This window comes from Devriesea agamarum, from assembly GCF_900070355.1.
In the GTDB taxonomy this organism is placed as follows: Bacteria; Actinomycetota; Actinomycetes; order Actinomycetales; family Dermabacteraceae; genus Devriesea; species Devriesea agamarum.
In genome coordinates this window covers 2,606,416-2,632,045 of sequence record NZ_LN849456.1, presented here as the reverse complement: position 1 = coordinate 2,632,045, position 25,630 = coordinate 2,606,416, and the positions used below count along the sequence as shown (strand labels likewise).

Sequence of the window (25,630 nt, the reverse complement as noted above, 5' to 3'; positions counted from 1 at the left end):
CCCTACTCGATTTTCGCTGTTCGATGCGCCAGCGCGCCTCGGACAGGGCCGCGCTGCGTCTCATCCGGCAGCACCACGCTTCTGAGTCGGCAGTGCCCGCCACCTCATCCAACAGGCGAGCACTCCCAGCCAACAAGCCAATGCTCTCAGCCAACGCGCCGAGTTCATCGGCCAAGGCCGGCCCGACTCCCTTAGGCTCGGCCCGTCCCCCTTAGATCCGGGCCGGCCCCACATATGCCTCACGGAGACGATCCGCTGCCAGCTTCACACGGTCGAGTGAAACGGTCATCGCGATCCGCACAAACTTCTCGCCGGCCTCGCCGTAAAACGTGCCGGGGGCACACAAAATACCGTGCTCAGCCAGTCGTTCCACGGTGGTCATAGCGGGTTCATCGAATGTCGTCCACAGATATAAGCCCGCTTGTGAGCCTTCGATCCGGGCACCGGCATCGATCAGAGCACCGCGCAATATCTGCCGACGTTCGCAATAGATCTCGCGCTGCTGCCGCACTGTGTCCTGGTCGTCCAGCGCAACGGCCATCGCAGCCTGTATCGGCCCCGGAAGCATCATCCCGGACTGTTTACGGATCAGCCTCAGCTGTGCGATCAGGGCGGGATCCCCGGCGGTAAACGCGGCGCGGTAGCCAGCCAGGTTCGATTGCTTGGACAGTGAGTACACGCACAACAAACCGCTGAGGTCACCGTCATGGACCCGAGGATCCAAAATGGACGGCGCCTCATCAACGTCCCAGGTCAGCAGGGCGTAGCACTCGTCGGAGGCAATCACAACATTGCGCTGCTTAGCCCAGGCCACCAGTGCCCGAAGCTGGTGTATATCCAGCACCTCACCGGTCGGGTTTGACGGAGAGTTCAGCCAAAGCAACCTCACCCGAGAGGCAATATCGGGGTGCTCAAATGCGGCGTCGCCTTCCCGCGCGAGCCGGGCAATATCCACCGGTGCGGCGTCCGCGCGAGCGAGCCGAGCCCCAATGTCATACGTGGGGTAGGCGATGTGCGGGAAGGCCACCACGTCTCCTGGCCCCACACCGAGCTGGAACGGCAGGTGTGCCACCAGTTCCTTGGAGCCAATCGTCGGCAGCACATGGTCATGACTGCATGAGCTGGGGGCCTGACGCTCGCGGATCGCGAACCGCACCAGCGCGTCGCGCAAGGCCACCGTTCCAATGGTCGTCGGATAGCCGTGGGCGTCTGCTGCTGCCGCCAGCGCCTCCTGGAGTGAAGGCGGCACCGAATCTACCGGGGTCCCCACGGAGAGGTCGACAATGCCGCCCGGATGGGCGAGGGCGCGCTCGCGATGAGGCGCGAGGCTGTCCCACGGAAAATCTGGCAGGCGTGCAGCGAGCGAATTCATAGCGTCAGACTACGACGCCCGTATGACAAGCCAAGTCTGGATATCACTAATAAACCGCGGCACCGCGTTTAATGCGCCGCTTCACCTTGCGGAGGAAGGGCCTCGATCAGCGGGTGGTCCTTGTCGATGACACCCATTTTCGCGGCACCGCCGGGAGCACCCAGGTCGTCAAAGAACTCGACATTGGCTTTGTAGTAATCGCTCCACTGGTCGGGCAGGTCATCTTCATAGTAGATCGCCTCGACTGGGCACACCGGTTCACAGGCTCCGCAGTCAACGCACTCGTCCGGCTGAATGTACAGCGTCCGGTTGCCTTCGTAGATGCAGTCCACAGGACATTCATCTACGCAAGCACGATCCTTGACGTCCACACAGGGCAGAGCGATCACGTAGGTCACGGATCCATCCTTCCGATCCATACGGTGGTGGTGGTGGCGGCGGGCGGAGAACCGAATGGGCTCGCCTTAAGACCCGGGGCCGTAGGGCTCACCTATTATCGCCCCTATGGGTAGCTCTGAACACGATGCAGCACGCGGTCGTGACGCGACTGACACCGACTCCTCACAGGACCATCGCATCTTGGCGACGGCACTGAACACCGATATTGATCCGGATGCGCATCGGAGGCGACCCTCGTCTGAGAACTCCGAACCACATAGAAACGACGCCAGGGCCAACGAAGTACTACAGGTCGGCATCAGGGTGACTATCCGGTACCGGATTGATAGAGCGGTTCACGGGGTCGGCCATACCGACGCCCTCGGATATATCGCTGAGACCACAGCCAATACCGTCACCGTGATGACCAAACGCGGCGCAGCCGTCATTCCTCGACGGGATATCGCAGCATATAAGGAAGTTCCTCCGCCGCCTGCCCGTCGGCCCGCAAGAGCTTAACGACCGCGGCCCGACCGATCTGCTCGGCGCTGTCTTTGTATCCGGTGGATCGCACGCACCCACATGAGTGCAGCCGCGCCAAAGGGAATACCGAGGCCCAAGACCTGCACCGCGATGGCCTGCCATTGGAAGACATCCTGAATCGACGCCGGGATCAAAACCCCGCCACCCAGGCCCGGGCCACTGAACGGCATGAACAGCAGCCCCCAGACCACACCGTGCACAACCAGCGGCAGCTTATGCCCGGTGGCCATCCCCAGAAATAGCGCCGTGAACAGCTGGAACACTGCCCCGATAATCAGACCGAGGGGAATCGTCACCCCCAGGATATCAACGCTGGATCGGTGGATAAGCACCATGAAGGTGACCGACAGTGCGCCGGTCACCGCCCCCAGCACCACCTGGGCGAGCAGCGACACCCGCCGCTCACTCTCTCCCAGGTTCGGGCTGGAGTTACTGAGCCTTTGACGGTCCAGGGGTGCCTGCGGGGCGGTCATCGCGCGTTGGTCTTCTTCCGTGACCGCAGCTTGGCGCGCTCTTGAGCATCCAAGACGACCTTGCGAATCCGCACCGACTCCGGCGTGACCTCACAGCATTCGTCCTCAGCAGCAAATTCAAGGGACTCTTCAAGGGTGAGTTTGCGCGGGGGCACCAGATTCTCGAATGCGTCGGCCGTGGACGAGCGCATGTTCGTCAGTTTCTTTTCTTTGGTGATGTTGACGTCCATGTCTTCGTTGCGAGAGTTTTCACCCACGACCTGACCTTCGTACACCTCACTGGTGGGTTCCACGAAGAAAGATCCGCGTTCTTGCAGGTTAATCATGGCGTACGGGGTGACAGAACCGGCCCGGTCAGCAACCAGCGAACCGGTGGAACGGAATTCGATGTCGCCCAGCCACGGCTCATAGCCTTCAGCAATGGACGAAGCGATACCGGTTCCCCGGGTGTCGGTGAGGAACTTTGTGCGGAATCCGATCAGACCGCGCGACGGCACCGTGAATTCCATGCGCACCCAGCCGCTGCCGTGGTTACTCATCGTTTCCATGCGGCCCTTGCGGGAGGCCATCAGCTGAGTGACCGTACCCAGATATTCTTCGGGCACGTCAATGGTCATGCGTTCGACGGGTTCGCAGATCTTGCCGTCGATGTCCTTGGTGAGCACCTGCGGCTTACCCACGGTCAGTTCAAAGCCTTCGCGGCGCATCTGTTCAACCAGAATTGCCAGCGCCAATTCTCCGCGCCCCTGGACCTCCCAGGCATCGGGGCGGTCGGTGGGCAGGACTCGCAACGACACGTTGCCGACCAGTTCGCGATCCAGGCGGTCCTTAACCTGGCGGGCGGTCACCTTCGCGCCCTTGACCCGGCCCGCCAGCGGGGAGGTGTTGATGCCGATGGTCATAGAGATCGCGGGATCATCCACGGTGATTAGCGGCAACGGTCTGGGGTCGTCAAGGTCGGTCAGGGTTTCACCGATCATGATGTCGGAGATACCGGCCACAGCCACGATATCGCCGGGCTTCGCCTGCTCCATCGGGACCCGTTCCAAACCCCTGGTTTCCAGCAGCTCGGTGATCTTCACACTGCTTAATGAACCGTCATGGCGGGCCCAGGCAACCGTCTGCCCCTTGCGCAGGGTGCCGTTGAAAATCCGCAACAGTGCCAGACGCCCGAGGAACGGCGACGCATCCAGGTTGGTGACATGCGCTTGTAACGGCATCTCATCGTCGTAGGCGGGGGCGGGGATCTTCTCAATAATGGTTTTGAACAGTGCCTCGACCGTGTCCTCGTCGGGCAGCTGTCCGTCGCCTGGCTGGGTGAGGCTTGCGCGCCCGGCTTTGGCGGAGGCGTAAACCACCGGCACATCCAACACAGCGTCAATATCGAGATCGGGCACTTCGTCGGCGAGGTCAGAGGCGAGCCCGAGCAGCAGATCGGTGCTTTCGTGCACCACTGCGTCGATCCGTGAATCCGGTCGGTCTACCTTGTTGACTACGAGAATCACCGGGAGCTTAGCCGCGAGTGCCTTGCGCAGCACGAAACGAGTCTGCGGCAGCGGCCCTTCGGAGGCGTCAACGAGCAACACTACGCCGTCCACCATGGACAGACCGCGTTCCACCTCGCCGCCGAAGTCGGCGTGTCCGGGGGTGTCAATCACGTTGATTGTGATGCCGTTGGTTTCGCCCACGGCATCCGCCGACGGACCGTTATAAAGAATCGCGGTGTTCTTCGCGAGGATGGTGATGCCCTTTTCGCGTTCTAGCTCGCCCGAGTCCATCGCGCGTTCCTCATGGTGGTCATGATCGTGGAACGCTCCACCCTGGGTAAGCATGGCGTCGACAAGGGTGGTTTTACCGTGGTCGACGTGGGCGACGATCGCGACGTTGCGCAGATCGGTGCGGTGACGCAAGGGCATGGGAATCCGCTCTGTGAGACTCGGGGTGCTGTGGACGGTGGTGCGACGCCGCCACAACAAAGCGGTGCCCACCGCTTTGTCATCGTACCCCGCGCGGCCTCAGTGCGGTGAGTATCAGGTGGTCTGCCTGGTCACGTCTGACTCGCTCGTTGCTGGTGGCAGCTGAGCGAGCGCGATTTGGGTTTACCTGATCACATCTGGATACCGGGGAGTGCCATCCCGGGGAGTATCCGAACTACGTCTCCGGATACTCCCCGGGGTAGGGCTGGCTGTCATCGTGCTGCACCGCGGACGTGCTGCGCTGCGGAGCTGTTCAGCTGTCGACGTGCTCAGCCGTTGATCTTCCCAACCGTCGAGGTTTTTAGCCCTCGACGTGAATCTCTTCGGCCCCAGCCAGCGGAATAGACCCGCCGGGAATAGCGGCCAGCAGCTGCCGAGTGTAGTCCTCCCGAGGATGGTGGAAGACCCGGTCGGTGGTGTCCTGCTCGACCACCTTGCCCTTTTCCATCACCACCGCTTCATCGGCGATCTGGCGCACCACGGCGAGATCGTGGGTGATGAAGAGGTACGACAACCCGAGTTCAGCTTGGAGGTCATTGAGAAGCTCCAAAACCTGGGCTTGCACCAACACGTCGAGTGCTGACACCGCTTCGTCACAGACAACCACTTCCGGATCCAAGGCGAGCGCGCGGGCAATGGCGATGCGCTGGCGCTGCCCACCCGACAGCTCATTGGGGTAGCGGCGCAGCATGGACGCGGGCAAGCCCACTTTGTCCAGCAGGTCGCGTACCTTCGCTTCCCGGGTTTTAGCGTTGCCGATCCGGTGTAGCCGCAAAGGTTCCTCAATGGTGCGGAAAATGGAATACATTGGGTCCAGGGTCCCGTATGGGTTTTGGAAGATTGGCTGCACTTTGCGCCGCAGATCCATCTCTTCGCGACCCTTGACCTTGGAAATATCGCGGCCCTCAAAGAAGATCCGCCCCGAGGTGGGTTCTAACAGTTTGAGCACCATCTGTGCCAGCGTGGATTTCCCGGATCCGGACTCCCCCACAATTGCGGTGGTGGTACCCCGGCGAAGGGTCAGCGAGACGTCGTCCACCGCGGTAAACGGCGTGGACTTCCACGGGACAGACCCGCGTAGACGGAAAACTTTCGACACGTTCTCAACCCGGATCACCTCGTCATCCGCAGCAGGTCCCGTTCCTTCACCAGCGGTGTCGGGTGCAAAATGCTCGGCGGCATGCGCTTTGGCTTCCGCCACGATGCTCGCTCGGTTCTTCGCCGAGACCAGACGACGCGAAGCCAAAGATGGCGCGGCTGCTATCAGCCGTTTGGTGTACGGGTGTTCAGGGCTTTGAAGGATGTCCAGGGCAGGCCCGGATTCGACTACCCGCCCCTTGTACATCACCACCAAGTGCTGGGCACGTTCAGCGGCCAAGCCCAGGTCGTGGGTAATAAGCAGCACGGACGTTCCGAGCTGGGCGGTCAGAGTTTCCAGATGGTCCAAAATGGTGCGCTGCACCGTCACATCCAGCGCCGAGGTGGGTTCGTCGGCGATCAGCAGTTTCGGTCGAGCAGCCAGGCCCATCGCGATCAGCGCGCGCTGGCGCATACCGCCGGAGAACTCATGCGGATACTGGTTAGCCCGACGCTTAGCATCGCTTAGACCGGCTTCTTCCAGCAGCTCCACCACGCGTGTATCCGCGTCAGCCCCTTTGGCTATCCCGTTAGCGACGAGCGCTTCTTTAATCTGGAATCCGACTTTCCACATCGGGTTCAGGTTGCTCATCGGGTCCTGCGGCACAAGACCGATGTCCCGCCCGCGCAGCAGCTGGATGTCCTTGTCTTTCGCGCCGACCAGCTCTTTACCGTCAAACAGGATGCTGCCGCCGGTGACTTTGCCGTTGTCGGGCAGAAGCCTGGCGATAGACATGGCGGTGGTGGATTTACCCGACCCGGATTCCCCGACGATTGCGACGGTCTGACCCGGGTACAGGGTGAGGTCCACGCCGCGCACGGCGTCAACCGGCCCGGTCGAGGTGGTGAAGGTGATGTGCACGTCCCGCAACTCGAGCAGGGGCGCTGTGGTGCCGTCCTGGTCGGCGGGGGCGTGCTCGCCAGTCTGATCTGGGGTGTGTTCAGAGCTGGGGGTAGGGCTCTGGTCTGGGGACTGGTCGGACACAACGGAGGTGTCGAGGGGGCTCATCGCTTCCTCGCCTTCGGGTCAAGCGCATCGCGGACGGCATCACCGAGCATGATGAAGGCCAATACGGTCACCGCGAGCGCTAGCGACGGATAGAACAGGATCATCGGATTCGTGCGCAGGGCTTCCCGCGCGTTCGAGATATCTCCGCCCCAGGACACGTCACTGCGGGGCAGACCGACGCCGAGGAATGACAGGGTGGCTTCAGCCACGATGAATACCCCGAGGTTCACGGTGGCGGTCACAATCACCGGAGCAATCGCATTGGGCACCACATGCTTGAGCAAATTGGTGACGGGACCGGCCCCGAGCGCACGGGAGGCCACCACGAAGTCCTGGCTCTTGGTGGAGATCACGGCGCCGCGCATAATACGGGCAACGCTGGTCCATCCGAAAATGCTGAGCACCAGGATGACGGTCCACACTGTCGTGTTGTTTTGGAATCGCTGCGCAATCACGATGGCGCCGAGAATCAGCGGGATCGCGAAGAAGATATCGGTCACCCGGGAGAGCAGCTCATCGAACCAGCCGCCAACATACCCGGATACCGCACCCATCACGCCGCCGATCAGCGTGGACAGCAGCATCGTCAAAAAGCCGACCATCACGGACGTGCGGGTTCCGTAAATGACGCGAGCATAGACGTCGTACCCTTGCCGGTCGGTTCCGAACAGATGCTCACCGCCGGGTTTTTGGTTGGCCCGGGCGAGATCCCCGAAGTTCGGGTCGGCTGATGTGAACAGCTGCGGGATAATCGCCACCACGAGCAGGAAAAGAATCAGCAGCGCGGAGACGATAAACACCGGGTTGCGCACGAGGTTGTGAGCTGCTTCGCCCCACATGGAGCGCGGGGTGCCGGAGGTATCGACAGCGTCGACGGCCTGCAGCGGAGTTTCCTCCAGCGGGGCAACCCGGTGTTCTTGTCCCGGGCGTGCAGACCGGGCTCCCCCGGATAGGGGCTGTGCGGTGTCAGTGTGCATAGCGGATCCTCGGGTCGAGCACGGCGTAGAGCAGGTCCACGATCAAGTTGGCGATCAAGAACACGATGACCAGCATCGTCACAATGGAGACCACCTTGGGTGCCTCTCCGTGACCGATGGCGTGGAACAGTTCTGATCCGATGCCGTTGATATTGAAGATGCCTTCGGTCACGATCGCTCCGCCCATCAGTGCCCCGAGGTCGGCGCCGACGAAGGTGACGACCGGGATCAGGGAGTTACGCAGAATATGGCGGGATACGACGGCCCCGCGGCCTAGGCCTTTCGCGGTGGCGGTGCGCACGTGGTCGGCGGTCACGGTTTCAGCGATGGAGGTGCGGGTCAGCCGCAGCACGTAGGCGAACGACACCGCACCCAGTACGAACCCGGGCAGCAGCAGGTTCATAAAGGAGGGGTCGCGTCCGACATTGATCGGCACTACCCCGAGCTTCACGCCGAGGAAGAATTGGGCCACGAAACCGATGACGAAGGTAGGGACCGCGATTACCAGCAGGGACACCATTAGCAGCGTGGTGTCGATCCAAGTGCCTTTGCGCAGTCCTGCGATCACGCCTGCGGTAACCCCAAAAATAGTCTCGATGACGACCGCGATGATTGCGAGCCGAACAGTGGTGGGGAATGCTCGTGCGATGTCATCGATGATGGGACGCCCGGAGAACGTCATCCCAAAGTCGCCTTGTAGAACGTTCCCGATGTACAGCAACCACTGCACGAGGAACGGTTTATCGAGGTTGTATTGCTGTCTGATTTGCGCCTGAATAGCAGGTGACAGAGATTTGTCGCCGCCGAGCGCAGCGACGGGGTCTCCCTGAACGGCGAAGACCATGACATAGATGATGAAGGTAGCCCCGAGGAAAACGGGGATCATCTGGAGGATGCGGCGGATGATGTACCAGACCACGTCGTGCCTCCCGGTGGCATAGGAAACGGGCGAGAAAGCTCTCTAGCGCAGCGGCGGGGCGGCCCCGGTCGAGATCAGATCCGGACGTTACCGTCCCAAACTCGTGCAAGGGGGCACGTCAAAGGCGCCCCGCCGCCGCGCATACGCTCTTCACGAGCGCGAGAGCTTTACCGCTGTTCGGATAGTTACTTGGCGACGTCCTGGTAAATCGGCACGGTGTCCCAGCCGAAGCGAACATCTTTCACCGCGGTGGAGTACCCGCCGAGAGAGTTCTGGTACCACAGGGGAATCGCCGGGAGGTCCTCGAACAGCACCGTTTCGGCGGCGCGGAACTTCTCCATGGCTGTCTTATCGTCGGTGGCGGCGAGCCCCTCGCCGATGAGTTTGTCGAACTCGGGGTTCTTGTAATCGCCGTCGTTGCTTCCGCGCCCATCGGCTGCTGCGGTGGAGTACAGCGGGGCCAGGAAGTTGTAGATCGACGGGTAGTCGGCCTGCCAACCGGTCCGGTAGCCGCCGGTCATCTTCCGTTCTGTGATCTGCTTGCGGAACTCACCGAACGCGGGGTACGGCTTGGGCTGTGCATCAATGCCGAGGGTGTTCTTAATCGAATTGCACACTGCCTCGACCCAGTCTTTGTGCGGACCGTCCGCGTTGTAGGCGAGGGTGAACGGAGCCTTGAACGGCTGAATCGCCTCGGCCTGCTTCCACAGGTCCTGCGCTTTGGCCTTGTCGTAGGTCAGGACTTCGCGACCGGGGATATCTGTGCTTCCACCGCCCTCAATGGTCGGCGGAACGAAGTCGGTGGCCGGGGTGCGAGTGTTGTGGAACAGCTTGGTGCAGATTTCTTCGCGGTTAATCGCCATGGACAGCGCTTTTCGGCGAAGTTTACCGGCCTCACCGCTGAAGTTTGGATCGTTCTGAGCGACGGTGAACGACTGGAACAAAGAACCCGGATCGTTGACCGCACGGTCGCCGAGATCCTGCTTGAACGTGGCCAGTTGGCTGTTGGGAATCTGATCCACCACATCTACGCCGCCGGACTGAAGGTCGTTGTACATGGTCTCCGGATCGGAATAGAACACAAAGGTGAGGCCCTTGTTCTTCGGCTTACGCGGACCGTTGTACTTCTCATTGGGAACCAACACAATCTGCTTTTGGTGGTCCCAGGTTTCCACGACATACGGGCCGTTACCTACCGGCTTTTCGCCGTACGCCTTCATATCCTTAAAGGCCGATTCGGGCATTGGCGAATAAGCGGTGTAACCAAGTCGTTTGGGGAAGTCGGACTGCGGGGAAACCAGCTTGACGGTGAAGGTGTGGTCATCGACAACCTTCAGCCCTGACATTTCTTTGGCAGTGGGATCACCCTCAGCTGGGGCGACCGCCTCGAAACCTTCGATCGGGTCGAAGTGGCTGGAGGACTTCTGGGCATTAGTTGATAGCGCCCCAAAGTTCCAGGCATCAACGAAGGACTTAGCGGTGACCGGGGAGCCATCGCTGAAGACCTGATCCTTCTTCGCCTTGATCGTCCAGGTCTGCTTGTCCTGCGACTCGATGGACTCGGCCACATCGCTGTGCACCTTGCCTTTGTCGTCGTAATACACAAGACCGGCAAAGACGCTCGTGACCACGCGACCGCCGCCCACCTCGTTGGTGTTGGTGGGAACCAGAGGATTCTCTGGTTCGGTGCCGTTGGCGAGAACGACACCGCTATCGCTGCTTGTGGATGTGCCACAGGCTGCAAGAGTAAAAGCGAGTCCAGGCGCAGCAATCGCGCCCACCATGAGTTTCCGCCGTGACAATGCCATATGTCCGCCCCTTAAAGTTGTGGATGAGGAGGCCCGCGTCAGTGCCAGGCGGGCATGTTTCCCACCGGTATACGCAGGGTTACCCAAGAGTGTGACATCTAGATGCTCAATGCCCGCAATTTTTTCGGTAACAATTTGGAATCCGTTCTCTTTTCTCAAAAAATTTGTGAGATATAGCGGTTCTTTCCTGTGGTTGTGCTCACCTAGAAGCGGACAGGCCCCCACCACCGACGTTTTCCACACTCATCGGGCTGTCTTCCCCTTCGCAGCTAGCCGTGCACCCTACCTGCAACGTGCCTGCTCACACGGGATGGGACCTGACCTCCTGATACCTGCTCAGCACATCCTCGAACTGCCAGGGCACAATGAATGCATGACCGACACCACTTCTTCCAGCTCGTACGATCCCGCCGCATCCCCGGTTGACCCCACCTCCACTCCGGCCTGGGCCGCTCTCGAAGAGCACGATGAAAATCTCGACGGTAGCTTGCGCGAATGGTTCGCGGCCGACCCCGAGCGTGCCGCCCGCCTCACCTTCGACGCCGCTGATTTACACGTGGACCTGTCGAAGAATCTGATCACCGACGAGACCGTAGCACTGTTACTGCGTCTTGCCGAAGACACAGGTGTCCTCGAACGCCGGGACGCAATGTTCGCTGGCGCCCACATCAATACCACTGAAGACCGAGCAGTTTTACACACCGCTTTGCGGCGTCCAGCAAAGGCCACTGATCCGCTCACAGTGGATGGCCAGAACGTCGATGAGGATGTGCACGCCACCCTGAACCGCGTCTACGAGTTTGCCATTAAGGTGCGCTCCGGCGAATGGACCGGTATCACCGGCAAACGCATTGAAACAGTGGTCAACATCGGTATCGGCGGCTCTGATCTCGGGCCAGTCATGGTGTACGAAGCACTTCGTCCCTACGCTCAAGAGGGGCTCAGCGCGCGCTTCATCTCCAATATCGATCCGACCGACGTCGGGGAAACAGTGCGTGACCTCGACCCCGAAACCACCCTGGTGATCGTCGCATCCAAGACCTTCACCACCCTGGAGACCTTAACCAATGCCCGCCTGGTACGGGCATGGCTGCTTGATGCACTGCGCGAGCGCGGCGTGCTCACTACGGCGCAGGATGACCTCGCCGACGACACATCCCGTCTGGCCGTCGCGAAGCACTTTGTCGCCGTCTCGACAGCGCTCGACAAAGTCGAAGAGTTCGGCATCGACCCGCGCAACACGTTCGGTTTCTGGAACTGGGTCGGTGGCCGCTATTCGGTGGATTCGGCCATTGGAACCGTGCTCGCAACTGTCTTTGGACCCGAGGTGTTCGCTCGGCTACTCGCCGGGTTCCACGCCATGGATGAGCACTTCCGCACCGCTCCGGCTGAGACTAACGTTCCCCTGCTCATGGGCATGCTGAACGTGTGGAACGTGAACTTCCTGGAAGCCGAAACCCATGCGATTTTGCCCTACTGCCAGTACCTGCACCGCTTCCCTGCGTATCTTCAGCAGCTCACGATGGAGTCCAACGGCAAGTCCGTGCGGTGGGATGGCTCTCCTGTCGTCACGGAGACCGGGGAAGTGTTCTGGGGAGAACCCGGAACCAACGGTCAGCACGCTTTCTATCAGCTGATTCACCAGGGAACCCGGTTAATCCCGGCCGATTTCATCGCGTTCGCCAACCCCGTCCACGATCTGAAAGACGACGGCGTGGATGTGCACGAGCTGTTCCTTGCGAACTTCTTCGCTCAGACCAAAGCGCTAGCCTTTGGCAAAACTGAGGAGGAAGTGCGCAGCGAAGGCACCGAAGGCTCTCTGGTTCCGGCCCGAATGTTCTCCGGGGACCGCCCGACCACCTCGATCATGGCCCCTGCGCTCACCCCTGAGACCCTGGGACAGCTGATCGCCCTGTACGAGCACATCACCTTCGTCGAAGGTGCCGTCTGGGGCATTAATTCCTTCGACCAGTGGGGCGTGGAACTGGGTAAGCAACTGGCGAAGAAGCTCACCCCGGCGGTTGCCGGTGAACCAGGAGCGTTGGACGGGGAAGACTCCTCCACCACCGCCCTCATCGAGTACTACCGGGCGCATCGCAACGCCTGAGCTCTACCGCGATGCCGGAGCTCTAAGGCAACACCCGAGCTCTATCGCAATGCCGGAGCTCTAAGGCCTCACGCCTCATCGCACGGTTGGGCCGCAGCGTTGAACCCTACAAGGTGTCCTTATCGATCACCGATACACTGCGGAACGGGTCCAACGCTGTGCCCGACCGGCATCGAACACTGACCACACCATGACCATGGAGGGCACACCCCGCCTGGCCATCTGCGGAAAGGGAACAGCATGAAGATCGGCATCCTCACCTCTGGTGGCGACTGCCCGGGCCTGAACGCCGTGATTCGCGGCGCCGTCCTCAAAGGGACCATGGTCTACGAAAACGAGTTCATCGGTTATCGCGATGGCTGGCGCGGCGTGCTCGAAGATAACTTCATCCAGTTACCCCGCCATCGTGTGCGCGGTATCGGACGGATCGGTGGCACCATCCTCGGCACGTCCCGCTCCAACCCTTTCAAAGATGGGTCTGGCGGCGCTGAACTGGTGCTGAAAAACATGGAACGCCACGAGGTTGATGCTCTGATCGCCATCGGTGGAGACGGAACCCTGTACACAGCCAATCGTCTCTTCGAGGCAGGCGTACCGGTGGTCGGCGTGCCCAAAACGGTTGATAACGATCTCGACGCGACCGACTACACCTTCGGGTTTAACACCGGGGTCGAGGTCGCAACCGAAGCACTCGACCGGTTGCGGATGACGGGCGATTCCCACCACCGCTGCATGGTCGCCGAGGTCATGGGGCGATCAGTCGGCTGGATCGCCCTGCACGCCGGGATGGCGGCCGGCGCCCACGTCATCTGCATTCCCGAATTTCCGCTGTCCGTTGACCAAATCTGTGAATATGTCCAGTCGGCATGGGATCGTGGCCGCGCACCATTGGTTGTGGTTGCCGAAGGGTTCGTCCCCAAGGATTCAGGGGACGAATTTGGCCATTACGAACTCGACGAGTTTGGCCGCCCCCGCTTCGGAGGTATTGCGACCACGCTAGCTCCGATCATCGAAGAGCGTCTCGGCATCGAATCGCGGTCGACCGTGCTCGGGCACATTCAGCGCGGCGGCGAACCGACCGCGTACGACCGGGTGCTGGCGACCCGGCTCGGCATGGCGGCGGTAGATCTGGCTCACAAAAACCACTTCGGGAAAATGGTGGCTCTGCGCGGGACCGACATCGTGACCGTGCCGTTCACCGACGCTTTGGACAACGTGAAGAAGGTGCCCAAGTCGCGTTGGGATGAAGCAAAAGTCCTGTTCGGCTAGGATCCAAAGCGTGCCCGTTCCACTTGATACCTCCACGCTGAGCGACGAGAAAATTCGCATTATCGAGGGACGATTCCCGTCAATTGGCGTTGCCCTCGATGACAAACCGGACTCCACCCCCGACGCCATCGGCTGGATGTTCCCCGACGAAGACGACAACTGGAAGTCGATGACCTGGGCGGATTTCCGCCGATGGTGTCACACAATGGCTGCCGGTTTGATTGCCCAGGGTCTCAATCAGGGTGACCGGCTCGCCATCGCTTCCTCAACGCGTATCGAGTGGGTGGTATCCGATTTCGCGAACAACTGCATCGGCGGTATTACCACCACGATTTACCCCAACGCTCGCGAAGACGATTACGCCTACATCCTCGAGCATTCAGAAGCCCGGTTCGCTATCGCTGAGAACCCGGAGATTCTTGAGCGGATGCTGTCTGCGGATGCGAGCGGTCAGTCATCGGCTCTAGAAACTATCGTGCTCCTGAGAGGATCGGTGGAGGAAAGTGACCCCCGGGTCATTGCGTGGTCTCAGCTGGAACAGGAGGGGCGCGCCTACCTGGCCGAGAATCCGTCCTGCGTGCGCGAACGCATTGACCGCACCGGGCCCGACGATTTAGCGACGCTTATTTACACGTCCGGCACGACTGGTCGTCCTAAAGGCGTCGAGATTACCCACGATGCTTGGCTGTATCAGGCCGCTGCCTGGCACACCTTGGGGCTGTTGGATGAAAGCGACGTGCATTTTGTGTGGCTGCCGCTGTCACATGCTTTCGGCAAATGCCTGAACCTGATCGCGATGTCTCACGGCGCCGTTACCGCAATTGACGGCCGCGTGGACAAAATTTTCGACAACCTCCAGGTGGTCCGTCCCACCGCCATGTGCGGGGTCCCCAGGATCTTTGAGAAGGTGCGCGCGGCGGTCATTACGAAGTTCCCCAAGGGTGGGATTAAGCACCGTCTATCCCATTGGGCCTTCGCCGTGGGCGCCCGCACCAGCCCCTACCGGCTGCACCATCGGCGTCCCCCGTTTATGCTGCGACTTGAGGAAAAGATTGCGGATCGACTGGTGTTTTCTACGCTGCGATCCATGATGGGTGGCCGTTTGCGCTACTTCATTTCGGGTTCTGCGAAGCTGTCGCCGCGCATCCAGCGCTGGTTCCATGCGGCAAACATTTTGCTGGTCGAAGGGTACGGTGTGACAGAGTCGTGCGCGGTCACCTTTTTCTCTAAGCCGTGGGAGCCGCAGTTTGGCACCGTCGGGAAGGTGGCGCCGGGTTCCACCGTGCGGATCGCAGACGACGGCGAGATTCTCGTGCGCGGCCCCGGCATCATGCGCGGATACTACAAAGCCCCGGAGCTCACCGCGGACGTGTTGAAGGATGGTTGGCTGCACACGGGTGATATCGGCACCCTGGCCGATGACGGCACGCTGACGATTACCGACCGTAAAAAGGACCTCATTAAGACCTCTGGCGGCAAGTACGTATCTCCTGCCGAAGTCGAGTCGGCGCTGATGGCGGCCTGCCCGTACCTGTCGCAGGCCGTGGTGGTCGGTGAGGGCCGCAAGTACATTTCAGCGCTGCTCACGTTGGATCAAAATTCGCTGCTCACCTGGGGCAAACGACACGGGCATCCTGATGCTTCGTACGAAGAGCTCACGCAGATGCCCCAGATCCACGCCTCCATTGAAAAGTATGTTGCGATCGCTAATAGCAGGTTGGCCCGCTGGGAGACGGTGAAGCGTTTTGCGATTCTCACCCATGAGCTCGATATTGATTCCGGTGAGATGACGGCGACGATGAAGGTTCGGCGCGGCATCGTGTTGGAAAAGTACGCGGATACGGTGCGCTCGCTCTACCCCGAGGATTAATCTCGCTCTCCTTCAAGAGCTAATCTCGCGCAATCGCATCGGTGATTTAGGGCCGGCTGCGAGACCGCGCACACTCAGGTAGTCTTGATGTCAAGATAAATTGGTTCGGCGCCAACCGAGCTACACCCGCACCAAGGGAGCTACCCCGAGTATGTCGCGCATCATTTACACCCACACCGACGAAGCACCGATGCTGGCTACGGCCTCTTTTCTCCCGGTTTTAGATGCCTTCGCCACCGCCGCAGGCATCGACGTTCAGACCCGGGACATTTCCCTGGCCGGGCGCATTCTCGCCGCGTTCTCCGATCGGCTACCCGAAGCTCAGCGGGTGGGCGATGCCCTGAGCGAGCTCGGTCAGCTCGCCCAGAAACCCGAAGCAAACATCATTAAGCTTCCCAATATTTCCGCGTCCGTGCCCCAGTTACGGGCCGCAATCTCTGAATTACAAGCACAGGGATACGACCTTCCCGACTACCCCGAGTCACCCTCGTGCGACGATGAACGTGAGATTCGGGCCCGCTATGACGCGGTGAAAGGTTCCGCGGTCAACCCGGTGCTGCGCGAAGGCAACTCTGATCGCAGAGCCCCTGCGGCGGTGAAGAACTACGCCCGAAAGCATCCGCACCGCATGGCGCCATGGGCGAAGGATTCGGCAACCACGGTGGCCACCATGGGCTCGGACGATTTCCGCAGCAATGAGCAGTCCGTCGTGATGGACCACGATGACACCCTCCAGATACTCCACATCGCTCACGACGGCACCGAAACGGTGCTGAATTCCAGCATTCCAGTACGTAGCGGCGAGATCATTGACTTTACGGTGATGCGAGCCGCAGCTCTCGATGCATTCCTCGCAACCCAGGTGGCCGCAGCCAAAGCCAACGATGTGCTGTTTTCCGTGCATTTAAAGGCCACCATGATGAAGGTCAGCGACCCAGTCATTTTCGGCCATGTGGTCCGCGCATTTTTCCCACGCACATTCGAGCAATACGGGGATGCCCTTGCCGCAGCCGGGCTCAGTGCACACAACGGGCTCGGAGGAATTCTTTCCGGGCTCGACCAACTCGACGACAAGGCACTCGCCACCGAAATTCGCGACGCCTTTACCCGTGAGCTCGCCGACGGACCGCGACTTGCCATGGTCAATTCCGACCGCGGGATCACGAATCTGCACGTCCCCTCCGACGTCATCGTCGACGCCTCAATGCCCGCGATGATCCGCAACGGCGGCAAGATGTGGGGACCGAGCGGAGAGGAAGCCGATACCCTCGCGGTCATTCCCGATTCCTCCTACGCCGGGGTCTACCAAGCTGTGATTGAGGACTGTCAGGCTCACGGCGCTTTCGACCCGACCACGATGGGAACGGTACCCAACGTCGGGTTGATGGCCCAAAAAGCCGAGGAATACGGCAGCCATGACAAGACCCACGTGATGGAATCTGCGGGCACCGTAGAGGTTCGCTCTCACAGCGGTGACATGTTGATGAGCCATGAGGTCGCGGTCGGAGACATTGTGCGAGCCTGCCAGGCTAAAGACGCGCCGATCCGCGACTGGGTAGCCCTTGCGGTTCGTCGTGCACGCCTGTCCGGGATGCCTGCGGTGTTCTGGCTCGACCCGCAACGCGCCCATGACCGCAATCTGATCGCCAAGGTCGAGGAATATCTTGCACAGGAGGATACCGACGGCCTTGACCTGCGTATCCTCTCCCCCGTTGAGGCGACGCGATTCTCGCTGGAACGGATCCGACGCGGCAAGGACACCATTTCCGTCACCGGCAACGTGCTGCGCGATTACCTCACCGACCTCTTTCCGATTATGGAACTGGGGACCAGCGCCAAGATGCTGTCCGTCGTGCCCCTGATGCACGGTGGCGGCCTGTTCGAGACCGGCGCGGGAGGCAGCGCACCGAAGCATGTGCAGCAGTTGATCGAGGAGGATTATCTTCGCTGGGATAGCCTCGGCGAGTTCCTCGCCCTTGCGGAGTCTTTACGACACTTGGCGCGCACCACTGATAATGACCGCGCTGGGGTGATTGCCGACGCGCTCGACCGCGCCACCGAGACGCTTTTAAACCAGGGAAAGTCGCCATCTCGCAAACTTGGCGGTATCGATAACCGCGGCAGCCATTTTTATTTAGCGATGTTCTGGGCGCGTGAACTCGCAGAACAGACTGAGGATCCGCAGCTCGCGGACGCTTTCGCTCAGGTGGCACACGAGCTCTCACGCCAAGAAGATGCGATTTCATCCGAGCTAATCGCAGTTCAGGGTAAGCCTGTGGACCTCGGCGGCTACTACCGTCCCGACCCGGAGAAGGTTGCCGCGGTGATGCGTCCGTCGGCCACGTTCAATCGGATCATCTCCAACCTGGCTCACGCGGATATCACCACCGCGTAAGGAATCTGGTCGCTGAGGAGCCTGGCGGTTTTATCGCCAGGCTCCTCATGCTCCAGGCATCGCCTACTTAGACAGCGCGGCCAGAGCTGCGTCGTAATTCGGTTCCTGCCCAATCTCGGGCACCTGCTCAGCGTGCAGCACCCGGCGATCTGAGTCCAGAACCACCACCGCGCGCGAGCACAAACCAGCCATCGGACCGTCAGCGAACTGCACTCCATAGTCGCGACCGAAGGTCGACCTGAACGTGGATCCAACCACGACGTTGTCGATGCCTTCAGCGCCGCAGAACCGAGCCTGCGCGAACGGAAGATCCGCCGACACACAGATCACGACGGTGTTCTCTAGCGACGCAGCCAGCTCGTTAAACTTCCGCACGCTCGTGGCGCAGATGCCGGTATCAATGCTGGGGAAGACGTTCAGGATGAGACGTTGACCTCGGTAGTCCTCGTCGCGCACGTCCCCGAGGTCCGCACCTACCAAGGTAAAAGATGGAGCGATGTGCCCAACCTCAGGAAGATATCCCGTGGTCGTCACCGGTTTTCCTCGCAAAGTAATGTCAGCCATACACCCATCCTCGCCAGAATCTGCCATCGCCACAAGGGCAGGCCGTCCACAGTCCACGTCCCGCGTGTTACTAAACTTGCCTGTGTGCCATCACTTTCTCATCTCGACATTGTCGACCGCTTCGTAATATCTCCCGGAGCGCTGTCCGATGCCGCTGGCACCCCACTATTAACCTCTTTAACGACCCGCAATGTGCGGGAATGCCCGATGCTGGTCGAGCTCAACCCTTCCGATTTACGGCAAACAGTTAAAGCGTCCGACACCGATGAAGCCCCCAGCCGCACCCGAGGTCAAAGCTGTCCACCCGAGAGCCAACCAGACCTGTCCCTCAAGCGCTTCCGCGAGTTTTCCTCCGCGCTATATGCCGCGTTAAAGGACGGGGTTTTGGTGTGGCTCGCGGCGCTTCCGACCGGTCAAGCAAACGCCTGGCAGGCTCGGTTTGGTCGCGGCACAGTCAGACGCGTCGGCCCCCAGCGTGACGGTCAGGTTCCGCTCGCGATCAAACCGAGCGCGCTCGCCCTGGAGCTCGTGAAACCGCATAGTCCCGAACGTGAGGAGATCAGCGCGAGTCTGCACGGGGTGGATACCCTGCGCATCCCCAGAGCTCACGCCGCGAAGCTATCCGACGCCGGGGTTCCTATCCGTCACCGCAGCGCCGTCTCCCGGATCCTGCGCAACCCCAATTTCTTCGCGTACCTCATTGTGCTCGTGTATTCAGCGCTGCGCGCACTTCCGGTGACTTTTGTGCCCGAGTTTCAGGGGTCACTGCTGATGCTGTGGGCAATCGATCTGATTACCGCTATCCCCTACACCTGGGGTCTCTTGGCAGCAATCACTGGCAAGAACCTTCCGGTGCGAATAACTGGCATGGTTGTCACCGTGGTGACTTTCGTAGCCCCGTACGTGTATTTCTGGTGGAACGGGGATGACTACCCACCCCTCGTGGTAGCGGTGGTTATCGCGCTGATCGTGTCGGGAATTTTGCTGGAAGTCGTCAAGGCATACCGCACGAAGCGAATCGCCGGCTTCTTAAAGAAGCCGCCGGCCAGGTCTAACACAGCTGACGATGCACTAAGTAAACAGCATGTTACCGACCGGCAATTGGCTAAACGTAAGTCTGATCGGCAATCGGCTCATCGCACGCCAACTGAACGGCAGTCCGCCGGCTCCAAGCCCGATGCGCCGTCTGCCGCCGACGTCAGGCGGCAGGCGAAGTCTTCGCCGGTTCCTCGCCGTGCAGGGTCCTCAACGCACTAACCAGAAGGAACCACAAGCCCGTCACCCACCACAGCACCGTCACCATCGTGTCGTTGCCCTTATCAGTGGCCACAATAATTGCGGTGGTGGCGATCCATACTGCCACGGCGACAATATTCGGGATCATGAGTTTCCGTACTCGGAATGGATGTAAATAGGTCCACGGAACCACCGTGAGCACCGAGAAGATAGCGACGACCAGAAGATTCGCCCAGGTTGGGAGATCGAGGATCCATAGGCACACAGCGACCACGTTCCAGGCAGCCGGGAAACCCACGAAGTAGTTGTCGTTAGATTTCATGCCCTTGTTGCAGTAGCAGAACATGGAAGACACGCAGATGACTGCCGCCACGATGATCGGCCACGGCTCGGGGCCTACGTTGAGGTGGTAGGCAATAAATGCCGCCGGGATGAAGGTCCAGGTGAGGTAGTCGACGACCAGGTCGAGCACAACCCCGTCAAACCACGGCACCACCTCACGGACCCGGGCTTTGCGGGCCAGCGTTCCGTCGAGGGCATCCACGATTAATGCGATAGCGAGCCAACCCCACATGCCCCGCACGTCGTCGCGATACAGCGCATGGAATGCGAGCAGCGCCCAGACCACTCCCGACATGGTGAACGCGTGCACTCCCCACGCAGCTACCCGCTGACGCACGGTGGGGCGGTCGGTCAAAGCAGTGACGGAGTGATCGATTGACGGTACGGCGGACTGAGCCACTGGCATCGTGCTGGGTTGGTTGATCGGCGTAGCGAAAGGTTGATCAGTCGATTCGATGGCGGGCTTTTGCGCGTCGTTGTGAGCATCCGCGCCGTTCGGAGTTAAATTCACCGGATCCCCCGTCCGCTGCACCGACCGTTGAGGCAAACTGGTGCATAGTAGCTGGATCTTGGCGGAAAGGAAGGGGTGATGACCCTCCGGCAAAAAGAATCGGCTGAATGCATGGTCGAAGACTAACGCCTATGCCCAAGGCCATACGAGGGAGCCGGTCACAATTAGCGAGGAAGATATGTGACCTTATATTGCGTCAGAGAATCAGCTGTGACCGAAGCATGGCGTTTAGCGCGTTAAGGGCCGTAGCTATACCTCGCATATAGGTTGTCATCCACGGTGCACAACAGTGTTACGCGTATTCACCCGCCGCTACGACCGCACCCGCAGCACTGGTCTGGCACGTCGTCACGTCACCTTGCGACGCGGAGTATTCCACACGATTCATGTCTCGGCTGAGACCGCGTAGCACAACCAGATCTGCCAGATCTTTATCGCGCACAGCCCGGCCCGTCCATCCCGGAATACGTTCTTTGCATTCGATCTGTGCGTCCACGCTGATGCACTTGGCGCCGACTCCCCCGAGTGTCACATCGTGCGCATCCGTTAACGCAGTATCCGGCCACGGAGTCCCTGCCCATGGCCCCACAGGTACGTGGGGTCGATGTAGATCCCGGTGAGCAATAGGAGTGAGGTATAAATCGACCCGCCGCCGAGACAGATGGGCTTGGATATGAGCGCGTGCAGGGTTGCGCACAATCCACCCGTTAAATACGAGATCCGCCACCACCGCGTCTAAGTACCGATGGTCAACGAAGAAATCGACGCCCGAATGCTCACGGGTGACTCGTCCGACGACGAAGTCCATGGCCCAGCCTCCCCACAGCCAGGCTTCACCTCCATGACGACGAGCACTTTGCGTCACCTCGGAAATCGCGCGGATATGGTGCGACGCGCTCCCCTGGGTACGGGGCATCCGATGGCGGCTGCGAAAGATCGTCTCATAGGTCACACACCTAGTGTGTCATGCATCACCGACAAATGATAGAGAGATGTCAGACAAATTTTGTCGGGCTGGGGTGCGGGCTTCTTGGGGCACCCTACCTAGGATCCTGTTTGAGATTCGGCGAGTTACATAGAGGGGGCCTTAGGTGACACAGGCCGGGCAAGGATTAGATATTGGACGAGCCTGCCGCGTCGTTCATGTTCTTTAAGATATCGGCGCGTTCGGGCCTCCAATGGGACCGAGCCGACGATGCTCTACATGTCGTCTACACGGCACACTTCGGCGACTAGGTGGTGTCACCGGGTTTTCGGGAATTGAGTCGGATTCGGAGGGTGCGCGGGCGGCAAGACGAACGGTAGGAAAGGGGCGGGGTAGGACAGATTTGAAAAGGTGTAAGGGTAACTAGATTCGCCAACTCCCCCTAGTGAACAATCCCTATCGCCTTGAGGATAAATTCCCCTACATATATGAACACATACGCTTGAGAAATTGCGATAATTGCGATACAGCCGGCAGTCCCAACCATTAAATATCGAACTCTTTTTGCATCATCCGCGCGCTCTTGAAAATGACCGAACAACTTACCTAAGCGTTTTCCACTCAGAGCCTTCTGCCGCACAAAGTTTCGGGTTCTTTCAAGAATCCCAACATTTTCTTTCGAGCTACATTCTAGGAATTTGAGCCGTTTCCGCTGTATGCAGATAACTTTATAAAGAATTAAACCTGGCTTCTGACTATTTTTGTACGGGTGAGAAAGCATCCAGGCAATGAAAAACGGAAAAGCAACCACACCTACGCCAACAGCAAAGGAATGAAAAGCAGCCCGCAAAAGATCATCAGTGTTGGCAACGAGATTTCGATGCAACATTGCGACAAGAAAAGACAAACTAACTTGCACCACCATCAAAGCTGATATAAAAATCACACAAGCTCTCGCAGTCCGGTATAAACCTTTTCGGTTCATGCGATGCCATTTAGTCATAACGACCACAAAAACAAATATCATACAACACAACACAAATGAAACGAACGCAAATAGACTCGCCCCTGCATGCGAAAACCAAACCTTAGCCACGATAAAAGTCACCAGCACAGGTAGCCCGAACATCGCGAATCCTTGAAGGATTAGCTCCCTCGTCGACAATTTCTCAGACGGGAGACCCCGCAACATGGCGCGAATTTCATTGGCCGTTTTGACCCGGTATTCATTCCACGTTTTTCGTGGCAATCTAGAAAAGACCACGACACAAGAAGCCGTCAATGAAGTAATTACAGAGAAAAATAGGGAGCCAAATAGTCGGTAAAAATTGACACGTATTGGCAAATCAAGAAGCTGGCGCCCATCGAAAGATAAGGACTGAATGATGCTAACCAAACCGGCACCCCAGGCAGCCACCGAAATTAACGTTCCGAGAGATCCCAGAAAATCAGCTCTCGCTGGGCTTTGCACCTTTTGCTTAGGCCCGACACCAAAGGCTACCGCAAAAACGGTAAGCGCGGCAGCAAACAGCAATCCAAAGATCGTCAGCATTTCCTGGCCGGAAATGTATGGAAAAACAAAAACTACCGTCCCATTTTGCAGCATACTGAGAGCCGCAATCATCGACACAATTATAGCCGGAATGAACATCGACCAAGCCATTCCGCGCAAAACTTTACCCCACCGTTCGTCAGGGTCAGGTGTTGCGTTACTAAAACCTTCGTCTCCACTTTTATCTTTCTTCGCCATGACTCCAGACCTTTCCCGCATAACAATGTTGAGGTTTGCTGCAAAATATAAAAATTTCGGCTACATGTCGCAAGCGGCGCGATCATACCTTCATTCGTCAAGATTGGGATCGATATAGACGACTCAATCCCCTAATCGAAACCACCGCGATATGCCTCAGCCGCGAGCTCGGCTAACCCACACGGCTCATGAGCATGCACACCTATCCGTCCACTTCAGGCGTCGAACGATATCCACAAGTCGCCGCTGCCACAAAGAGCCGGTCACCCGACGCCGGCGGGCACATCCTCGTACGAACCAACCCACGCTGCTAGTCACAACACCACCCTCGACCTGCGAGTCACATCCGCACGAACGCCCGCAACCCATCACCGGGAAGATCTCGAATTTCAGTCAAGCCGAGACTTTCGTAAAACGCACGCTGACCGGGCTCAGCATCTGTGAGAAGCACTTTTTGCCGCACGGATTCAAAGGGGAGAAATGCCTGTGCCACCAACGCACTCGCCAGGCCACGCCGCCGATGTTCTGGATGCACCAAAACATCCTGCAGGTAAGCGATGCTGGCCCCATCGCTGATGACACGAGCCAGTCCCACCAACTCACCGTCTTTGCGCGCAGTCACAACATAGGTGGATCCGGCTATAGCGCACTCCAGAAGCGCCGGGTCACTCGTATAGGAGGTCCACCCGACCGAGGTATACAGGGCTACGAGTTCGTCTTGCTCGCACGATTCACCGCTGGACAGGGCATACTCTTGAGGCATCTTCACCATTCCCCTAGTTTAACTATGCGCAGGCACCAACCACATTAAGGTTCTCAAAGCCCCCCGACGGCGCTGCGCACTCTCATTCCGCCTTCCGCAATGACGAGCTCATGATCAGGGCGAACGCACAGGCGTTGGCTGCACCTACCCATCCTCGAACTACCAACCCGAACCAGCATCCCGGGTCGCCCCTACCTTCGTTTTCGATCGGGGCGCAGCATTTTATTGTCGTCGCCAGTTCTCTGCCAATCAGGTTCTTGCAAGGCTCACTAGAGAACCAACTCTAGAAACGACAGCGAGAAACCAGAACATAAACGAAAACACAACTCGCTTCGCTCCCTCACTCATCCCAAACCTAAGGTTCACAATCTCTCCACAGATTAGACAGTCCAAGGCACTATCCACCGCTAAGAGCTTGTGCTAAAATCTAGGCCAACATAACTTACTCAAATTTACACTTGGGATAGGTGCAAATTTATTGGGAATATTGCAGCGAAGGAGTTGCCTAGCATGCTCATTAAAGACTTTGTACAGCTGATTCCACTCGTCCTTACACTCGGGTCCTTTACTGCGCTGATCATCTCAATCGCTCAGGTGAAGTTGGGTCGGGGGCGCGAGGGAAAGTCGCCATTGACCTGGACGGCAAGCGCGACAATTCTTGGAGTAACAGGCCTGCTGACCTGCCTGTTCTTTCCTGTAGACCTCGATGTGCATGACTTCTATGTGTCCATCTGATGGCTGCCTACATCTCTAGCGTCAATTGCATTGATCTGGACGATATTCATCAGCTGGCAACCGCGAAAGCGCACACCTTCTCGGGCCTAGGTCCTTATAGCTGCACTGCATGATCAAAGCGCCGCACGATCGCACGTCACGGACGTACTTTTATGCCCCGACCCACCTGTCGGTGATGTCCCGGGCGCGCGCTAATTCCCTGAACGCCTACGAGTTGCCACATATGTAATTGCCAAACGACTGTCCTGCACCTGTGGCTAACCATTAATGCATCTAGGCCAACACCGACCGCTCGGACGCCCATCTGCGTATCTGCCAAGCGATCCATACATTTGGCGAAATATCTGCCCCATCCCAGCCAATCAGCGCGATCTAAGCGACCAGTACGTATTTGCACCTCCGTCCAACCAACTGCGCCCGCCCCACCCCGGCCACCTACCTACGCGTCTGATAAGCGATCTGTCCGCCCTGCGAAACGTCAGCGCGTCAACGAACCAACCACGCACCCGGCCAGCTATCCACCCGCCCGACGAGCCAGCTAGGCGAGCATCCAATATCTTCCTCAAGGGCA

General features: G+C 59.2%; 20 protein-coding genes. 7 read left to right on the top strand and 13 right to left on the bottom strand.

The window, feature by feature from the left end:
* Positions 1-211: 211 nt before the first annotated feature.
* On the bottom strand, positions 212-1,372 hold the full coding sequence (dapC, locus tag BN1724_RS11100; RefSeq protein WP_058235417.1) for a succinyldiaminopimelate transaminase: 1,161 nt from the start codon (positions 1,370-1,372) through the stop codon (positions 212-214).
* Between the two features lie 68 nt (positions 1,373-1,440).
* Complete coding sequence (gene fdxA / locus BN1724_RS11095; protein WP_058235416.1) at positions 1,441-1,770, bottom strand: ferredoxin; 330 nt, start codon at positions 1,768-1,770, stop codon at positions 1,441-1,443.
* Positions 1,771-1,876: 106 nt separating this feature from the next.
* Here fdxA and BN1724_RS13395 point away from each other — a divergent pair, with 106 nt between their 5' ends.
* Positions 1,877-2,269: a hypothetical protein gene (locus BN1724_RS13395; RefSeq protein ID WP_231928238.1), complete on the top strand. Its 393-nt coding sequence runs from the start codon at positions 1,877-1,879 to the stop codon at positions 2,267-2,269.
* On the opposite strand, the gene BN1724_RS11085 is transcribed toward BN1724_RS13395, so the two are convergent.
* The 6 genes from BN1724_RS11085 to BN1724_RS11060 all read right to left on the bottom strand — a co-directional run bounded on the left by BN1724_RS11085 (position 2,266) and on the right by BN1724_RS11060 (position 10,592).
* Positions 2,266-2,766, bottom strand: a complete 501-nt coding sequence (locus tag BN1724_RS11085; protein WP_058235415.1) for a hypothetical protein — start codon at positions 2,764-2,766, stop codon at positions 2,266-2,268. The genes BN1724_RS13395 and BN1724_RS11085 overlap by 4 nt on opposite strands.
* Positions 2,763-4,682, bottom strand: coding sequence for a translational GTPase TypA (gene typA / locus BN1724_RS11080; protein WP_058235977.1), 1,920 nt, complete (start codon positions 4,680-4,682; stop codon positions 2,763-2,765). The genes BN1724_RS11085 and typA overlap by 4 nt, the downstream gene beginning before the upstream one ends.
* A 361-nt stretch (positions 4,683-5,043) precedes the next feature.
* On the bottom strand, positions 5,044-6,888 hold the full coding sequence (locus tag BN1724_RS11075) for a dipeptide ABC transporter ATP-binding protein (RefSeq protein ID WP_084253004.1): 1,845 nt from the start codon (positions 6,886-6,888) through the stop codon (positions 5,044-5,046).
* Positions 6,885-7,865: an ABC transporter permease gene (locus BN1724_RS11070; protein WP_058235414.1), complete on the bottom strand. Its 981-nt coding sequence runs from the start codon at positions 7,863-7,865 to the stop codon at positions 6,885-6,887. Before BN1724_RS11070 ends, BN1724_RS11075 begins: the two co-directional genes overlap by 4 nt.
* A complete protein-coding gene (locus tag BN1724_RS11065; protein WP_058235413.1) occupies positions 7,855-8,784 on the bottom strand; it encodes an ABC transporter permease in 930 nt (309 codons plus the stop codon). The genes BN1724_RS11070 and BN1724_RS11065 overlap by 11 nt, the downstream gene beginning before the upstream one ends.
* Before the next feature lie 185 nt (positions 8,785-8,969).
* The gene (locus BN1724_RS11060; protein ID WP_084253003.1) at positions 8,970-10,592 is read right to left on the bottom strand and encodes a peptide ABC transporter substrate-binding protein; all 1,623 of its coding nucleotides are present in this window, start codon (positions 10,590-10,592) and stop codon (positions 8,970-8,972) included.
* Positions 10,593-10,965: 373 nt separating this feature from the next.
* Here BN1724_RS11060 and pgi point away from each other — a divergent pair, with 373 nt between their 5' ends.
* From pgi to BN1724_RS11040, 4 genes are all read left to right on the top strand, one after another.
* Positions 10,966-12,699: a glucose-6-phosphate isomerase gene (gene pgi / locus BN1724_RS11055; protein ID WP_058235411.1), complete on the top strand. Its 1,734-nt coding sequence runs from the start codon at positions 10,966-10,968 to the stop codon at positions 12,697-12,699.
* A 240-nt stretch (positions 12,700-12,939) separates the two neighbouring features.
* Entirely contained in the window at positions 12,940-13,968 is a 1,029-nt protein-coding gene (locus BN1724_RS11050; protein ID WP_058235410.1) for a 6-phosphofructokinase, read from the top strand.
* Positions 13,969-13,978: 10 nt separating this feature from the next.
* Entirely contained in the window at positions 13,979-15,838 is a 1,860-nt protein-coding gene (locus BN1724_RS11045; RefSeq protein WP_197671795.1) for an AMP-dependent synthetase/ligase, read from the top strand.
* Between the two features lie 151 nt (positions 15,839-15,989).
* Complete coding sequence (locus BN1724_RS11040) at positions 15,990-18,233, top strand: NADP-dependent isocitrate dehydrogenase (protein WP_058235409.1); 2,244 nt, start codon at positions 15,990-15,992, stop codon at positions 18,231-18,233.
* 63 nt (positions 18,234-18,296) lie between these two features.
* On the opposite strand, the gene tpx is transcribed toward BN1724_RS11040, so the two are convergent.
* A complete protein-coding gene (gene tpx / locus BN1724_RS11035) occupies positions 18,297-18,797 on the bottom strand; it encodes a thiol peroxidase (protein WP_058235408.1) in 501 nt (166 codons plus the stop codon).
* An 84-nt stretch (positions 18,798-18,881) separates the two neighbouring features.
* Between tpx and BN1724_RS11030 the strand changes: the two genes are divergently transcribed.
* Positions 18,882-20,054 carry a hypothetical protein gene (locus tag BN1724_RS11030; RefSeq protein ID WP_157085871.1) on the top strand — a complete coding sequence of 391 codons (1,173 nt, stop codon included), beginning with the start codon at positions 18,882-18,884 and terminating at the stop codon, positions 20,052-20,054.
* Here BN1724_RS11030 and BN1724_RS11025 read toward each other — a convergent pair.
* The 4 genes from BN1724_RS11025 to BN1724_RS11010 form a co-directional block, all read right to left on the bottom strand.
* A complete protein-coding gene (locus BN1724_RS11025) occupies positions 19,996-20,886 on the bottom strand; it encodes a CDP-alcohol phosphatidyltransferase family protein (RefSeq protein WP_197671794.1) in 891 nt (296 codons plus the stop codon). The genes BN1724_RS11030 and BN1724_RS11025 overlap by 59 nt on opposite strands.
* 292 nt (positions 20,887-21,178) lie before the next feature.
* Positions 21,179-21,838, bottom strand: a complete 660-nt coding sequence (locus BN1724_RS11020) for a nucleotidyltransferase domain-containing protein (protein ID WP_058235406.1) — start codon at positions 21,836-21,838, stop codon at positions 21,179-21,181.
* Positions 21,839-22,253: 415 nt separating this feature from the next.
* On the bottom strand, positions 22,254-23,561 hold the full coding sequence (locus tag BN1724_RS11015) for a hypothetical protein (RefSeq protein WP_058235405.1): 1,308 nt from the start codon (positions 23,559-23,561) through the stop codon (positions 22,254-22,256).
* Positions 23,562-23,901: 340 nt separating this feature from the next.
* Complete coding sequence (locus BN1724_RS11010) at positions 23,902-24,333, bottom strand: GNAT family N-acetyltransferase (protein ID WP_058235404.1); 432 nt, start codon at positions 24,331-24,333, stop codon at positions 23,902-23,904.
* A 501-nt stretch (positions 24,334-24,834) separates the two neighbouring features.
* Between BN1724_RS11010 and BN1724_RS11005 the strand changes: the two genes are divergently transcribed.
* On the top strand, positions 24,835-25,059 hold the full coding sequence (locus tag BN1724_RS11005) for a hypothetical protein (protein WP_058235403.1): 225 nt from the start codon (positions 24,835-24,837) through the stop codon (positions 25,057-25,059).
* The last annotated feature ends 571 nt before the right edge of the window (positions 25,060-25,630 follow it).